Source organism: Caulobacter soli (genome assembly GCF_011045195.1).
GTDB lineage: Bacteria > Pseudomonadota > Alphaproteobacteria > Caulobacterales > Caulobacteraceae > Caulobacter > Caulobacter soli.
The window spans coordinates 2,631,345-2,646,719 of sequence record NZ_CP049199.1; the positions used below are offsets into that span (position 1 = coordinate 2,631,345).

Annotated in this window: 14 protein-coding genes; 7 read left to right on the forward strand and 7 right to left on the reverse strand. The window is 67.4% G+C overall.

Going from position 1 to position 15,375, the window contains the following annotated elements; translation table 11 throughout:
• Nucleotides 1-10 precede the first annotated feature (10 nt).
• From lptF to rsmA, 6 genes are all read left to right on the forward strand, one after another.
• Nucleotides 11-1,147 (forward strand): LPS export ABC transporter permease LptF, encoded by a 1,137-nt coding sequence (gene lptF / locus G3M62_RS12285; RefSeq protein WP_165187389.1) that lies wholly within the window; start codon nucleotides 11-13, stop codon nucleotides 1,145-1,147.
• Nucleotides 1,144-2,247 carry an LptF/LptG family permease gene (locus tag G3M62_RS12290; protein ID WP_165187391.1) on the forward strand — a complete coding sequence of 368 codons (1,104 nt, stop codon included), beginning with the start codon at nucleotides 1,144-1,146 and terminating at the stop codon, nucleotides 2,245-2,247. Before lptF ends, G3M62_RS12290 begins: the two co-directional genes overlap by 4 nt.
• Nucleotides 2,248-2,275: 28 nt before the next feature.
• Nucleotides 2,276-4,717, forward strand: coding sequence for an LPS-assembly protein LptD (locus tag G3M62_RS12295; RefSeq protein WP_165187393.1), 2,442 nt, complete (start codon nucleotides 2,276-2,278; stop codon nucleotides 4,715-4,717).
• Nucleotides 4,718-4,800: 83 nt separating this feature from the next.
• A complete protein-coding gene (locus tag G3M62_RS12300; protein WP_165187395.1) occupies nucleotides 4,801-6,168 on the forward strand; it encodes a peptidylprolyl isomerase in 1,368 nt (455 codons plus the stop codon).
• Entirely contained in the window at nucleotides 6,165-7,169 is a 1,005-nt protein-coding gene (gene pdxA, locus G3M62_RS12305) for a 4-hydroxythreonine-4-phosphate dehydrogenase PdxA (RefSeq protein WP_165187397.1), read from the forward strand. Before G3M62_RS12300 ends, pdxA begins: the two co-directional genes overlap by 4 nt.
• Nucleotides 7,170-7,195: 26 nt before the next feature.
• Nucleotides 7,196-8,014 (forward strand): 16S rRNA (adenine(1518)-N(6)/adenine(1519)-N(6))-dimethyltransferase RsmA, encoded by an 819-nt coding sequence (rsmA, locus tag G3M62_RS12310; RefSeq protein WP_165187399.1) that lies wholly within the window; start codon nucleotides 7,196-7,198, stop codon nucleotides 8,012-8,014.
• Nucleotides 8,015-8,021: 7 nt separating this feature from the next.
• Here the strand turns inward: rsmA and G3M62_RS12315 are convergent, their stop codons facing one another.
• Nucleotides 8,022-8,792 (reverse strand): DUF2306 domain-containing protein, encoded by a 771-nt coding sequence (locus G3M62_RS12315; RefSeq protein ID WP_246263262.1) that lies wholly within the window; start codon nucleotides 8,790-8,792, stop codon nucleotides 8,022-8,024.
• 195 nt (nucleotides 8,793-8,987) lie between these two features.
• Between G3M62_RS12315 and G3M62_RS12320 the strand changes: the two genes are divergently transcribed.
• Nucleotides 8,988-9,971 (forward strand): helix-turn-helix domain-containing protein, encoded by a 984-nt coding sequence (locus tag G3M62_RS12320; RefSeq protein ID WP_165187402.1) that lies wholly within the window; start codon nucleotides 8,988-8,990, stop codon nucleotides 9,969-9,971.
• Nucleotides 9,972-9,995: 24 nt separating this feature from the next.
• On the opposite strand, the gene gmk is transcribed toward G3M62_RS12320, so the two are convergent.
• The 6 genes from gmk to fabG form a co-directional block, all read right to left on the reverse strand.
• The gene (gmk, locus tag G3M62_RS12325; protein WP_165187404.1) at nucleotides 9,996-10,640 is read right to left on the reverse strand and encodes a guanylate kinase; all 645 of its coding nucleotides are present in this window, start codon (nucleotides 10,638-10,640) and stop codon (nucleotides 9,996-9,998) included.
• On the reverse strand, nucleotides 10,630-11,511 hold the full coding sequence (locus G3M62_RS12330) for a YicC/YloC family endoribonuclease (RefSeq protein WP_165187406.1): 882 nt from the start codon (nucleotides 11,509-11,511) through the stop codon (nucleotides 10,630-10,632). Before G3M62_RS12330 ends, gmk begins: the two co-directional genes overlap by 11 nt.
• Nucleotides 11,512-11,513: 2 nt before the next feature.
• A complete protein-coding gene (mltG, locus tag G3M62_RS12335) occupies nucleotides 11,514-12,626 on the reverse strand; it encodes an endolytic transglycosylase MltG (protein ID WP_165187408.1) in 1,113 nt (370 codons plus the stop codon).
• Nucleotides 12,623-13,903 (reverse strand): beta-ketoacyl-ACP synthase II, encoded by a 1,281-nt coding sequence (gene fabF / locus G3M62_RS12340; RefSeq protein WP_165187410.1) that lies wholly within the window; start codon nucleotides 13,901-13,903, stop codon nucleotides 12,623-12,625. Before fabF ends, mltG begins: the two co-directional genes overlap by 4 nt.
• Before the next feature lie 176 nt (nucleotides 13,904-14,079).
• Complete coding sequence (locus G3M62_RS12345) at nucleotides 14,080-14,319, reverse strand: acyl carrier protein (protein WP_007672577.1); 240 nt, start codon at nucleotides 14,317-14,319, stop codon at nucleotides 14,080-14,082.
• Nucleotides 14,320-14,506: 187 nt separating this feature from the next.
• Nucleotides 14,507-15,247, reverse strand: a complete 741-nt coding sequence (fabG, locus tag G3M62_RS12350) for a 3-oxoacyl-[acyl-carrier-protein] reductase (protein ID WP_165187411.1) — start codon at nucleotides 15,245-15,247, stop codon at nucleotides 14,507-14,509.
• Between the last annotated feature and the right edge of the window lie 128 nt (nucleotides 15,248-15,375).

Here is a 15,375-nt window from a genome sequence, read left to right on the forward strand (position 1 = left end):
CCCAACGTCGATGCGCCTGATCGAACGCTACCTTTTCCGCCAGCTCCTGGGCCCGACGCTGCTGGCGACGGTGGCCTTGGTGGCGCTTGCCTTGCTGGCGCGCAGCCTGTCGGAATTCGACGTCCTGATCCAGCAGCGCCAGAGCGCCGTGGTCTTCCTGAAGATCATCGCCCTTGCCCTGCCTCAGCTGCTGGCGATGATTCTGCCGATCGCCCTGTTCGTCGCCACCCTGGTGGCCCTGAACCGTCTGCACACCGAGCAGGAGATCGTGGTCTGTTTCGCCGGCGGCATGAGCCGTTGGCGGGTGATCTCGCCGGCCGTGCGCCTGGCGGTGCTGGCCACCCTGCTGTCGCTGGTCATGAGCCTGTGGGCCGCGCCGTGGAGCTCGCGAGCGATTCGCGAGACCTTCTTCGATATGAAGTCCGATCTGGCCTCGACCCTGGTGCGGCCGGGCGAGTTCACCGAGCCAGGCCCAGGCCTGACGGTCTACGCCCAGACGATCGACCGCGACCAGGTCATCCACAACCTCTTCATCCACCAGGAAAAGCCCAACGGCGGCGCGGTCACCTACACGGCGCGCGAGGGCGTGATCATCGAGCGCCGGGGCCTGCCGGTGCTGGTCCTGCGCAAGGGCTCCAACCAGGAGTTCTCCAGCGCGGGCGTGCTGCAGTACCTGTCGTGGGACGAATACACCTTCGACCTCAGCTCGCTGTTCGAGAGCGACGAGCTGCTGCACTACAAGATCGGCGACCGCTATCCGCACGAACTGTTCTTCCCCGACCTCACCCAGGAATGGGAGCAGCAGAACCAGGAAAAGCTGCTGTCGGAGGGCCACTGGCGCCTGGCCAGCCCGCTCTACAATCTGGCCATGATGGCCATGGCCGTGGCGGCGGTGATCGGCGGACCGTTCAGCCGCATGGGCTATGGCAAGCGGATCGCCATCGTCGGGGCGGCGGCGGCCGTGGTCCAGATCCTGGGCTTCGGCGTCAAGGCCGCGTGCGACAACGACGTCTGGCTCAACCCGCTGCAATACGCCGTACCGCTGGTCGCGATCGGGTGGAGCTTGAGCCAGATCTTCCGCCAGAAGGTTTCGCGTTACATCTCCATCGCCGCGCGCAACGACCTGCAGCCGCTGGAGGCCCGATGATCGGCGCCGGCATGATCGAGCGCTATGTGCTCCGCAAGACCCTGGGCGGTCTGGCGGCGGCCCTGGCGGTCGTCAGCGTGCTGGTCATGCTGATCGCCTTCGTCGACATCTCCAAGAACGTCGGCACCCGCACGGAGGTCGGCTTCGCACAGCTGCTGTTCCTCACCATCCTGCAGGCGCCCGCCACGATCCTGGTGTTGACGCCCTTCATCTTCCTGTTCGGCACCCTGGGCGCGTTCGTGGGCCTGAACCGGCGCAGCGAACTGATCGCCATGCGGGCGGCGGGCGTTTCGGCCTGGCGGTTCATCATGCCCGCGGCCACCGCCGCGTTCGTCATGGGCGTCGTGACCCTGACCTTGCTCAATCCGCTGACCTCGGCGATGAGCGCCCAGTTCGAAACCCAGCGCAACGCCCTGATGGAGAACTATCTGAAGTCCGCTCCCAAGGGGCTGTGGCTGCGGCAGGGCGACGAGAAGACCCAGGTCGTGATCCGCGCCCGGGCGCGCGACCAGATCGACGGCGCGGTGCGCCTGCGCGGCGTGTCGCTGTTCGTCTACGCCGTTCAGCCCAACGGCAGCCTGCAGTTCGCCCAGCGGATCGAGGCCGACGAGGCCCGGCTGGAGCCGGGCTTCTGGCGACTGTCGGGCGTGCGCGTGGCCATGCCGGGCGCCGGGGCGATCCGCTCGGAAACCTACACCCTGCCGTCCAACCTGGACGATCGCACGGCCTCGGAGCGGTTCAACAATCCGCAAGCCATCGCGGTCTGGATGCTGCCCGAGACCATCAAGCGCACCGAAGCCGCCGGGTTCTCGTCCATCCCCTTCCGTCTGCGCCTGCAACAGGTTCTGGCCACGCCCGTGCTGTTCGCGGCGATGTCGGTGCTGGCGGCCGCCTTCTCGCTGCGCCTGATGCGGCTGGGAGGGCTGGCGGGCCTGGCCGGCGCGGGCGTAACCTTGGGCTTTGGTTTCTTCTTCTTTAACGAGCTGTGTGGCGCACTGGGCAAGGCCGATGTGCTGACGCCGGCCATGGCCGCGTGGACTCCGCCGATCGTGGCGCTTTTGGCGGGTCTGACGCTGCTTTGCTATACCGAGGATGGTTGAGTCTGTGTCGCCGGGATCGAGGACTTTGATGATGGAGCTTCGCTGGGGGGCGAAAGGCTTGAAAGCCGCAGAGGGGGGCCGCGCGGTCCTGCTGGCCGGCGCCGCCTGGCTCGCCCTGGCTGGTCCAGCCCTGGCGCAGCAGGCGCTCGTCATGATCCCGGCCGCCCCCGCCCCGCCTGCGGCGGTGGACGACGGCCTGGGCGACACGGGCTACTATCTGGAATCGGATCTGCTGATCCGCGACGACACCAACAAGACGATGACCGCCCGCGGCAACGTCGAGGCGCGCTATCAGGGCCGCACCCTGCGCGCCGACGAGGTCGTCTACGACACCAAGAGCGAAATCGTCACCGCCCACGGCCACGTGACGCTGATCAACGCCGACGGCACCGCCCAGTTCGCCAACGACATGACCATGGACAAGGACCTGAAGGCCGGCTTCGCCCGCGGCTTCTCGGCCCGCATGGACAAGGGCATCAAGATCGCCTCGGACACGGCGGTCCGCCGTAACGAGAACATCACCGAGCTCAACCAGGCGATCTATACGCCCTGCGTGGTCTGCGCCGAAAAGCCCAAGCCGACTTGGAGCATCAGCGCCGACAAGGCGGTTCAAGATAAGACTCGCCACATGGTTTATTACCATAACGCGACGATCCGTATCTTGGGCGCGCCGCTCATGTACTTCCCGGTGTTCTGGCACCCGGACCCGTCGAGCCCGCGCAGCTCCGGCTTCTTGGTGCCACGCATCCAAATCTCGCAACGGCGCGGCCTGTCCTATAGCCAGCCATACCTGCTCGCGATTTCACCTTCTCAAGATCTGGTGGTGACGCCTCAGATCAATGCGCAAGTCAATCCGTTCCTCAACTTGAACTATCATAAGCTATTCTATTCCGGCGACCTGCAGGTTCGCGCCGGTGGAACCTATGAAAAATCGTTCGACAACCACGGGGATCGGTTTGGCGACGCGACGTTCCGCACCTACATTTTGGCTCGCGGACAATTTAACATCGACAAGAAGTGGAATTGGGGCTTCACGGCCGAACGTGCGTCTCAACCGCTGATCTTCGACGATTACTCGATCAGCGACGTCTACCTTCAGCACGGCCTGTACTCGGGTGACGACCATAGACTGCTGTCGCAACTTTACGCGACACGGCAAGACGACCGATCCTACTTCTCGGCGTCGATGGTCTCCGTTCAAGGCCTGCGCGTCGTCGGGGTCAATTCGCTCGGCATCGGCAATCAATTCGAGAACAGCGGCGCCTTCCCCCTCATCGGCCCGATGCTCGAAGGCCGCTGGGAGCCCGAGGCGCCGGTGCTCGGCGGTCGGCTGCGGGTGCAGGGATCGGGCGTGATGCTCAACCGGGATGAGTCGCAGTTCGGCGAGGCTCCCTACAGCTACACCGGCTACAAGGGCGCCGACGGCGTCGACTCCACGCGAGGAACGCTGCAGGCCGACTGGCGCGCCAGCAAGATCATCGGTCCGGGCATCCGCGTCGAACCCTTCACTCAACTCCGCGGCGACGCCTACAGGGTCAAGGACGTCTTCCTGGGCCCCGTCGCCCTGGCCAACGGCGACACCCGCACCGGCCTCGACTACACGCGCGGCCTGGGCGTCGCCGGGGTCGATCTGAGCCTTCCCTTCTTCCGCCCGCTCAAGAACGGCGGCAGCGTCGTCCTCGAACCCCTGGTCCAGCTGGCGACGGGCTCCGACAGTTCGCGCGTCCCGATCGTCGTGGCCCGCGACGCGGCCGGCAACCCCATCTATTTCAACGAAGACAGCACCAACTTCGAGCTCGACGAGAGCAACCTCTTCGACGTCAACAAGTCTCCCGGTTTCGACCTCTATGAGGGTGGAACGCGGATGAACGTCGGCGGTCGGGCGACGGTCAAGTTCGGCGATGGCCGAGGCGGCAGCCTGCTGGTGGGCCGCAGCCTGCGGACCAAGGTCGATCCCCTCATGCCGACTCGAGCCGCGCTCAACGAGAAGGCGTCCGACTGGGTTGTCGCCGCCACGCTGGCGCCGATCCAAGGCGTCGCCGCGTTCTCGCGGGCGCGTTTCGACGACGACACCGGCCACCTCAACCGCATCGAAGCGGGCGTGGATGTGTCCAAGTCGTTTGGCTACACATCCGTGCGCTACCTGCGCGACAACCAGGATATTTCCGGGTACCGCCAGGAAAATCTGGATTTCGTCGGCGGCGTCAAAGTGGCCAAGAACTGGGGCGTCACCGTGCTGGGTCGCCTGGCCTATCAGGACGCCCGCGCCCTCGGCCTGCCACAGTCCGACAGCAAGTGGTCGTGGACACGCAACGATGTGGGCGTCTACTACACGGACGAATGCATCCGGGTCGACGCGATCGTACAGAGCGAGAACCGATACACCCAAACCACAAGCGGCCTTCGTCTGAAGACCGACAACACCTTCATGCTGCGCCTAACGCTCGCCACATTGGGCGACACAAGGTAAGCCAGTAGAATATCATCGCGTCGGGGGACGCGCGGTTAAACGCGCGCCTTCCTTTGGACGCGTCTAGAGGAACGACAATACCGATGCGGTCTGCGCGTAGCGTGACAATCCTGGCGGCCAGCGCCGCCTCCATCCTCGCCTTGACCGTGGCGGGCCTCGGTTTGCCGGCCCAAGCTCAAGACGCCTCGCCCGCGGCGGCTCCGGCGGCGGACGCCCCCGCCGCGCCGGCGGCGCCCGCGGCTCAGCGCGCCAATCCCCTGTCGGAAAGCGTCGCGGCGGTCGTCAACGACGACATCATCTCCAGCTATGACCTGATGCAGCGCATGCGCCTGCTGATGGTGACGTCGGGAATGCAGCCGACCCAGGAAAACCTGCCCCAGCTGGAGCAGGAAGCCCTGCGCTCGCTGATCGACGAGCACGTCCAGATGCAGGAGCTGCGTCGGGTCGAGAAGGCTCAGAAGATCACGATCATCTCGACCGACAAGGAAGTCGACGAGCAGATCCAGGACATCGCCAAGGGCAACAACATGACCGGCGAGCAGCTGACTCAGCAGCTGGCCGCCCAGGGCGTGGGCGTCGACACCTGGAAGGCGCAGATTCGCGCCGACAGCAGCTGGCAGGCCTGGATCAGCGGTCGCTACGGCTCGCGCCTGCGGATCGGCGACGACCAGATCAAGGCCTTCGAACGCCGTCAGGCCGAGGCCGCCAGCAAGCCGCAGTATCAGGTCAGTGAAGTGTTCATCGACGCCGGGCGCGTCGGCGGCATGGACGTGGCCGCGAACGGCGCCAAGCAGCTCGTCACCCAGATGCAGCAGGGTGCGCCCTTCCCGGCCGTCGCCCGTCAGTTCTCGGCCTCGCCGACGGCGGCCAACGGCGGCGACGCCGGCTGGATCAGCCCCGGCGAAATGCCGCCCGAGGTGGACGCGGCGCTGGACCAGCTGCGTCCCGGCCAGCTGTCGGCCCCGATCCCGGTGCGCGACGGCGTCTACATCATCTATCTGCGCGACAAGCGTTCGGGCGCGAAAGCCGCTCTGGTCGACCTCAAGCAGGTCGCCGTGGCCCTGCCCAAGGACGCCACCCAGGCCCAGGTCGATGCGGCCACCAAACTGCTGACCGACCTGAAGCCGAAGATCAGCAGCTGCGAAACCCTGGAAGCCACCGCCGGCAAGATCGATGGCGTCGTCGCCGGTGACCTGGGCGAGGCCGAGATCACCGACCTGGCGCCCGCCTTCCAGCAGGCCGCCACCGCTCTCAAGGTCGGCCAGGTCTCCGATCCGATCCGCACCGACGTCGGGATGCACCTGATCGCGGTCTGCGGAAAGCGTCAGTCGGGCGCCCAGGCCCCGACCCACGACCAGATCGAAAATCGCCTGCGCGGCCAACAGCTTGCGCTGATCTCCAAACGTTATCTGCGAGACCTGCGCAACTCGGCGACCATCGAAACCCGGTGAAGACCTCGGCCCTCGCCCTGAGCGCAGGCGACCCGGCCGGCATCGGGCCGGAGATCATCGCCAAGGCCTGGTCGATCCTGCGCGGCGAAGGCCCCCCGTTCATGGTGGTGGGCGACGCCCAGCTGCTGGCCTCGGCCGGCGGCGGGGTCAAGGTGCGCACCGTCACGGGGCCGGTCGAGGCGATCAAGGCGTTCGGCGAGGCCCTGCCCGTTCTCGACATCCCGCTGCAGGCCCCCGTCGTCGCCGGTCAGCCGTCCAGCGCCCATGCCGCCCAGGTGATCCGCTGGATCGAGACCGGGGCGGGCCTGGCGCTGTCGGGCGCCGTGGCCGGCCTGGTCACCGCGCCCATCGCCAAGGCCCCGCTCTACGACGCCGGCTTCGCCTTTCCCGGCCATACCGAGTTCCTGGCCGAACTGACCCATGTGGGCGAGCGCCAGCCGCCGCACGGACCGATCATGATGCTGGCCGCGCGCGACCTGCGCGCCACCCTGGTCACCATCCACACCCCGCTGTCGGCCGTGCCCGCCGCGCTGTCGATCGAGGCGATCGTCAACGCCGGCCTGGTGACGGCCGAGGCGCTGCGCAAGGATTTCGGCGTCGCGGTCCCACGCCTGGCCGTCGCGGCCCTGAACCCCCACGCGGGCGAAGGCGGCGCGCTGGGCGGCGAGGAGGCGGCGATCATCGAACCGGCCGTCCGCGTGCTCCGCGACTTGGGCGTCACGGTCAAGGGCCCCGCCCCCGCCGACAGCCTGTTCCACGCCGAGGCCCGCGCCACCTACGACGCGGTGCTTTGCATGTATCACGACCAGGCCCTGATCCCGGTCAAGATGCTCGACTTCTGGGCCGGGGTGAACATAACCCTGGGCCTGCCGATCGTGCGCACCTCGCCCGATCATGGTACGGGGTTCGACATCGCCGGTCGGGGCCTGGCCCGGGCCGACAGCCTGATCGCCGCCATCCGCCTGGCGGCCGAGATCGCCGACCGGCGCTCCATTGCCTGACCTGGGCGCCTAGCCTTAGAGACACGATGTCACTCGCCGACCTGCCGCCGCTCCGCGAGGTTCTCGCCGAGCATGACCTGCTGGCCAACAAGAGCTTTGGCCAGCACTTCCTGCTGGACCTGAACATCACCCGTAAGATCGCCCGTCTGTCCGAGGTCGGCGAAGGCGACGTGGTGATCGAGGTCGGCCCCGGTCCCGGCGGCCTGACCCGGGCCCTGCTGGAGACCGGCGCGCGGGTCGTGGCGGTCGAGATGGACCGGCGCTTCATCCCGCTGCTGGAGGAACTCTCCGCCGCCGCCGACGGCCGCCTGACCATCGTCCAGGGCGACGCCCTGAAGGTCGACATGGCCGCCATCGCCGGCGGCCCGGCCCATATGGTCAGCAACCTGCCCTACAATGTCGGCACGCCCCTGCTGATCAACTGGCTGACCGGTCCGTTCCGGCCGCTGTCGATGACCCTGATGTTCCAGAAGGAAGTCGCCGACCGCATCGCCGCCGATGTGAACGACGACGCCTATGGCCGCCTGGCCGTGGTCTCCCAGACCGTGTGCAGCGCCAAGGTGGTCATGGACCTGCCGGCCCGCGCCTTCACCCCGCCGCCCAAGGTGGCCTCGGCCGTGGTGCGCCTGGTCCCGCTGGACCCCGCCCCCGACAAGGCCCTGGTGGCGGCCCTGGAAAAGGTCACCGCCGCCGCATTCGGCCAGCGCCGCAAGATGCTGCGCTCCAGCCTCAAGGGCCTGGGCGGCGGCGCGCTGTGCGAGAAGGCCGGCATCAATCCGGACGCTCGCGCCGAGACCATCGACGTGGCGGGGTTCCAGGACCTGGCGCGGGCGGTGATGGGCTGAACCGTCTTCAGGTCATATAGGGACCCCACATGAAGACCACGGCGCCGACGACGCCGGCGGCGGTCAACAGGGTCGAGGCGATCATCAGGCCGGCGGTCAGTCGCCGAGCCGTCACACCCGCGTCTCGCGCACGCAGGTAGGTCTCCAGCACGGCCAGCGGAATGAGATAGGACCCGAACTGGAGCACCACGTCGGCTGGGCCGGACAGCGTGCGGTTCATGCCCACGCCGCCGCCTGAGATCAGGACCCAGGCCATGATCAGGACTCGCAGGAACCAGACCCCGTTGACCACCAGGAAGGCTCGCATGGCCCATCGGCGATGCGCGTCCAGCTTTCCGACGACGGCCATGCGCCAGGCCAGGGTGGCGAAGATCAGGATCAGCACGCCGTTGATGGACACCGAGACGGCGGAGATCAGCGACAGATAGGTAGGCCTGACCCAGGTCAGCCACAGACCGCCCAAGGCCATGACATAGGCCGTGACAAAGAAGATCCTGCCGTTCCAGCGATGCAGCGCCGGCGCGCGGCGACGGATGGCGGGAACGAGCTGTAGCAGCCCGCCCAGCGTCACGACGGCCGCGAGCAGCACATGAAGGGCGAACATCGCATTGCCCGCGGTGTCGCCGGGCACGTAGCCCTTGATGAGGGGCTTGTCGTTCCAACCGGCCGGATCACCCGCCAGGGTCTTGCGGCCGTAGTGCGCGAGGATCATCCAGATGAAGGCGGCCTGTCCGGCCGTCGCGACGCAGAACCAGGCCAGGCCCGATCGGCGCAGCAAGCCCTCTCCGCTTGAAATCTTGTCCGTTTGGTTTGCTGGCCTTGTGATCGTCATGCCGTCTGGCGTCCTGGTTCAGGGTTGATGCCCCAGGGCGTTGCGGCGTTTGTCGAAAGCGATCTCGCCGATTTGGAAATCGGCTATGGATTCTCGATCCCCGACCTTAAGAGAGCCGGCTAGAGAGGGAGACTGGGCGTCATGAGCGCTGATAGCCTGGCCGCGACGCCCCGTACCGGCGGACGGCTCTCCGACATTCAGCTTTACGGCGGCCTCTTCGCCGGGGCCGTCGGCGCGTTCTGCCTGGCGCAATGGATGGGCCATCGCCTTGGCCTGGCCTCCGACATCGTCGCCATCGCCGGCGACGCGACCTGCGGCTGGTCCTGGCTCTTGGTTCGGGCCCTGTTTCAACCCGCTGGAACACGGCGGGCCAGATGGCCGCTGGCGCTGGTGCTGGCCCTCGTGGCCAGCGGGGCCTTCCTGCGCCTGGCGGGCGAAAGCGCCGCGACCTTGCCGCGCATGGTCGAGAACCTGAGCGGTCTGATCAGTTCGGCGCTTCTCCTGCTCGCGATGATCGAGCCGCTGACGGGTTTGGCGTCCGAAGCCTCCAAGGAAGAGCGGCGCTTTCGCCTGGCTTTCGCGGCCGGATACGCGGCGCTGCTGGCCATCGCCGTCATCTGGGTGAACGGCGCCCCGGCCGGAGGCCTGGCGGCCCAAGGCAGGATGGCGATCAAGTCCGCATGCGCCCTGCTGGCCCTGCTGGGGATGGCGCTGGCCATCTGGTATCGCCACCGTCATCCGCTGACGGAAGCCAGCCGGAGCCGAAGGCGGGCACAAACCATCGAAACAGGCGACCTGGCCGAGCGCCTTCAGCGCCTGATGGCCGAGGAAGCGGTCTATACGCGCCATAGCCTGAAGGTCGCCGATCTCGCGCGTCGCCTGGGCGAGCCCGACTACAAGGTGACCCAGTGCGTTACCGGCCCCCTGGGCTTTCGCAACTTCAACCAGATGGCCAATCACTTCCGCATCGAGGAGGCCAAGCGACAGCTGACCACCTCCGCCTACGACCACCTTCCCATCCTCACGATCGCTTACGATTGCGGGTTTGGTTCGGTCGGCCCCTTCAACCGGGCGTTCAAGGCCGCGACGGGCCTCACGCCCCAGCAGTTTCGACGAGCGTGCTGAAGGGGCGTGAGCCGCCGATAGGCCCTAGATCTCTTCCTTCAGAAGATCGCCCACCAGGTTGCCGATCCACGGGTTGCGGGCCCGGCGCTGGCGTTCGGCGTGGTAGATGTGGGCCAGGTCGGAATAGGCCTTGTCGAAGTCGTCGTTGAGGATGACGTAGTCGAACCGCTCCCAGGCGGCGACCTCGTCCTTGGCGCGGGCCAGGCGCTTGGCGATGACCTCTTCGCTGTCCTGGCTGCGGGCGTGCAGGCGGCGGCTCATCTCGGCCAGGGATGGCGGCAGGACGTAGATCAGCACCGAGTCGTCGGGCAGCTGGCCGTGGACCTTCATCGCGCCCTGGAAGTCGATGTCGAACAGCACGCTTTCGCCCCGGTCCAGGGCCTCGACGATCGGGCCGCGCGGACTGCCGTAGTGGTTGCCGTAGACCTCGGCCCACTCCAGGAACGCCTCGTCCTGGATCATGCCCTTGAACTTGTCCTGGCTGACGAAGTGATAGTCGCGGCCGTCGTGCTCGCCCGGACGCGGATCGCGGGTGGTGGCGCTGATCGACAGGTGCAGGTCGTTGTGGTCGGCCACCAGGCGACGGGTCAGCGAGGTCTTGCCGACACCCGACGGGGCCACGACCATCAGCAGCAGGCCGCGCGTGCGTCCATGCGGGTTATTCGACATTCTGAACCTGTTCGCGGAATTGCTCGATCGTGGCCTTCAGATCCAGGCCGTGCGTGGTCAGCGCCGTCAGCGCCGACTTGCTGCAAAGGGTGTTGGCCTCGCGCATGAATTCCTGGGACAGGAAGTCCAGACGACGCCCGGCGGCCGCGTCGCCGCCCAGCAGGGCGCGGGCTGCGGCGACGTGGCTGGTCAGGCGATCCAGTTCCTCGCGGACGTCGGCCTTGACCGCCAAGGCGGCGGCCTCCTGCACGATGCGCTCCTCGGACGCCGCCTCGCCGATCAGGTCGATCAGCTTGCGGGCGTAGCGCTCCTTCAGCACGGCCGGCTGGCCGGCGGCTTCGGCCGAGGCCAATTGGGTCAGGCTCTCAATGCGGTCGACGGCGCCGGTCAAGATCGGGGCCAGGGCGGCCCCCTCCTCCAGGCGCGCGGCCTTCAGGCCGTCCAGGGCCTGAGCGATCGTGGCGGCCATGGCGGCCTCGATCCCGGCGCGGTCCTCGGCGGCGTCCTCTTCCTCGCGGGCATCGATCACGCCGCGCAGGGACAACAGGCCGTCCAGGGTGGGCTTGGCGACCATGCCGGTGGCGACATAGGGCGCGCCGGCCTTCAGATAGCGCTCCATCACCTCGACATTGACCTGGGTGGCGGCCGAGGTCTCGGCGCGCTTGGCCTGGAGGTTGACGGTCAGTTGGCCGCGCTGGAAGCGGGCCTGGCCGCCGTCGCGCGCGGCGCGGTCCAGGCTCTCGAAGCCCGGCGGACCGCGAAAGCGGGTCTCCAGGTTGCGGCCGTTGACGCTGCGCGCCTCCACCGCCCACGACCAGGCCCCGTGCGAGCCCTCGACGCGGGCGAAGCCGGTCATGCCCGACAACGCCATCCCTAGCCTCCCGCGAGGGCGGTCTTGGCGGCGGCTTTCGACCGCTCGACCTGCCGCCACTTGGCGACATTGCGCTCGTGTTCGGCGTAGGTCGAGGCGAAGACGTGACCGCCCGTGCCGTCGGCGACGAAATAGAGGTCGTCGCTCTTCAGCGGGTTGAGCACGGCCTCGAGCGCGGCCTTGCCCGGATTGGCGATCGGGGTCGGCGGCAGGCCGTCGATCAGATAGGTGTTGTAGGGCGTCTGACGCTGCAGTTCGGACTGCAGGATGCCCCGGCCCAGCGGCCGTCCACGGGTCAGGCCGTAGATGATCGTCGGGTCGCTGCCCAGGCGGATCCCCTGGCGCAAGCGGTTGATGAACACCGCCGCCACGTGCGGGCGCTCGCGGGCCAGGCCCGTTTCCTTCTCGACGATCGAGGCCATGGTCACGGCCTGGTCCTTGGTCTCGAACGGCAGGCCCGGCTGGCGCGTGGCCCACAGCTTGTCGAGCAGGGCGTCGCGGTCGTCCATCATCCGCTGCAACACCGCCGCGCGGTCCTCGCCGCGCTGGACCTGGTAGGTCTCGGGCAGGATCGAGCCCTCAGGCGGGGTCGGAACGGTGCCGGTCAGCTCGGGCGCGCGCATCAGGATGTCGACCACCATGTCCGAGGTCAGGCCCTCGGCGATGGTCACCTGGTGGCGGACGATCTTGCCGTCGCGGATCTTGGTCAGCACCTGGCGCAGCGAGGCATGCGACGGAAATTCGTATTCGCCGGCCTTCAGCCGACGCGCCGCGCCGGTGGTCTGGGCGGCGGTCAGGAACAGCGAGGACGAGCGGATCACCCCGGCGTGTTCAAGGCTGGAGGCGATCTCGGGCAGGCTGGCGCCCTTGCGCAGGACGACATTGGTGACGTCGCCCGAGCGCGCGGCCGGGCCTGGGCCCTGATAGACCCACACCGCGCCCAGCACGACCACCATGGCGGCCAAGCCCAGCATAGTCAGCAGGCCCGCCCCCATGGCGGCGATGCGGCGACCGACCGGCGCGGATTCGCGCCGGCGCGGGTTGGCCTTGCGGGGAGCCCCCGTCTTCGGAGCCGGCCTTGGGGCGCGGCGCTGGGGCGGGGGCTTCCGGCTCACGAGACTTTGCGGAACACGACGGAGGCGTTGGTGCCGCCGAAGCCGAAGCTGTTGGACACGGCCACGTCGATCTTGTGCGGCACGGCCTTGTTCGGCGCCAGGTTCATGGCGACGTTCACGTCCGGATTGTCCAGGTTGATGGTCGGCGGGGCGATCTGGTCGCGGATCGCCAGGATCGAGAAGATCGCCTCGATCGCGCCGGCCGCGCCCAGCAGGTGGCCGGTCATCGACTTGGTCGACGACATCACCACGTTCTTGGCGTGATCGCCCAGGAAGCGCTCGACCGCGCCGGCCTCGATGCCGTCGGCCATGGTCGAGGTGCCGTGGGCGTTGACGTAGTCGATGTCCGACGGCTGCAGGCCCGCGTCCTTCACGGCCGCCGACAGGGCCCGGAAGCCGCCGTCGCCGTCTTCCGACGGGGCGGTGATGTGATAGGCGTCGCCCGACAGGCCGTAGCCGATCACCTCGGCGTAGATCTTGGCGCCGCGCGCCTTGGCGTGCTCGTACTCTTCCAGAACCAGGGCGCCGGCGCCCTCGCCCATCACGAAGCCGTCGCGGTCCTTGTCATAGGGACGCGAGGCCTTTTCGGGCGTCTCGTTGAAATCGGTGGAGACGGCGCGGCAGGCGATGAAGCCGGCCATGCCGACCTTGCAGACGGCCGCTTCGGCGCCGCCGGCCACCATCACGTCGGCGTCGCCGTACTTGATCAGCCGGGTGGCGTCGCCGATGGCGTGGGCGCCGGTGGCGCAGGCGGTGACCACGGCGTGGTTGGGGCCCTTGAAGCCATAGCGGATCGAGACCTGGCCCGAGATCAGGTTGATCAGGGCCGAGGAGATGAAGAACGGGCTGATCCGGCGCGGGCCCTTGGCTTCCAGTTCGAGCGCGGTGTCGGCGATCGTCGACAGGCCGCCGATGCCCGAACCGAGAATCACGCCGGTCCGGTACTTGTCTTCCTCGGTTTCCGGGACCCAGCCCGAATCCCTCACCGCCTCGTCGGCCGCGGCGATGCCGTACAGGATGAAGTCGTCGACGCGCTTCTGGTCGCGCGGGCTCATGGTCAGATCGGGATTGAACGCGCCCTCGACGTCAGGACCGCCGCCACCGCGACCATCGACGCGCGGAACCTCGCAGGCCACCTGACAGGCGTATTCGGTCGGGTCGAAAGCCGAGATCCGGTTCGCGCCGGACTTGCCGGCCAGGATGTTCTTCCAGGAAATCTCGACGCCCTGACCCAGGGGGGTCAGAAGGCCAAGCCCGGTTACGACGACTCTACGCATGGATCACTCCCAACCTTCGCATCGCGGACATATGGGGGGTCTGGACGAATCCGCCGCCCCCGCAGCCTCGCGAATCTCGGCCACATACGAAAACCGCCGCGCGCACGATGGCAAGAGAGCCCGTGCTACGCGGCGGTTGATAGTCCTGTCCGCGGAAAGACGCGAACCCGACGCCCTTAGGCGCCAGTCTTTTCCGTGATGAACTTCACGGCGTCACCGACGGTCTGGATGTGCTCGGCGGCGTCATCCGGAATTTCGATGTCGAATTCTTCTTCGAACGCCATGACCAGCTCGACGTTGTCGAGGCTGTCGGCGCCCAGGTCGTCGATGAAGCTGGCCTTTTCGGTGACCTTTTCCGGATCGGCGTCCAGGTGCTCGATGACGATCTTACGCACGCGCTCGAGAATGTCGGACATTCTGTTAGTCCCTCGTTTTGAATCTTGCAGTTCCGTGGACGGCTCGGACGAGCCTTGCCCCCCACGGGAATTGTCGGGCCACCGCCTATCACGTTCTTTTTCGAGTGACTAGCGGCACGTCTGGTTAGAAATCAGGGCTTCAGCGTTTCCAAGCAGAAAGCTGATAAGCCCAGTAAAAGGCGGTGCGTCAGATCATGGCCATGCCGCCGTTGACGTGCAAGGTCTGACCCGTGACGTAGCCGCCCTGGTCACTGGCGAGATAAACGCACGCCGCGGCGATATCGCTCCCCTCGCCCAGACGACCGGCGGGAATGGTCGACAGGATGCCGGCCTTCTGCTGCTCGTTCAGGGCGTCGGTCATCGGGCTGGCGATGAAGCCGGGGGCCACGCAATTGACCGTCACATTGCGGCTGGCCAGCTCCTGGGCCAGGGCCTTGGAGAAGCCGATCATGCCGGCCTTGGAGGCGGCGTAGTTGGTCTGGCCGGGGTTGCCGGTGACACCGACGATCGAGGTGATGCCGATGATGCGCCCCGAACGGCGCTTCATCATGCCCTTGGCGGCGGCGCGGGCCAGGCGGAAATAGCCTTCCAGGTTCACCTTGATCACGGTGTCCCAGTCCTCGTCCTTCATGCGGACGATCAGGCCGTCGCGGGTGATGCCGGCGTTGGCGATCACGATGTCCAGCGGCGCGCCGGCGGCTTCCTCGGCCTTGGCGACCAGGCCGTCGACGGCGGCGGCGTCGGACAGATTCGCCGCCACGAACGAGACGCGCTCGCCGAACTGCGCGGCCAGCTCGGCCAGGGCCGATTCGCGGGTGCCCGAAAGCACGACGTGCGCGCCTTGCTCGTGCAGGGCCTTGGCGATGGCGCCGCCGATGCCGCCCGTGGCGCCGGTGACGAGGGCGGTCTTGCCGGTGAGATCGAACATTTTGGGTTCTCCGTTCGGAGGATAGTGGGTGAAACCCTCGTCCTTCGACAGGCTCAGGATGAGGGTTTCAAATGAACCGCCGCTTCAGTCATCCTCATCCTGAGCTTGTCGAAGGACGAGGACGTGAC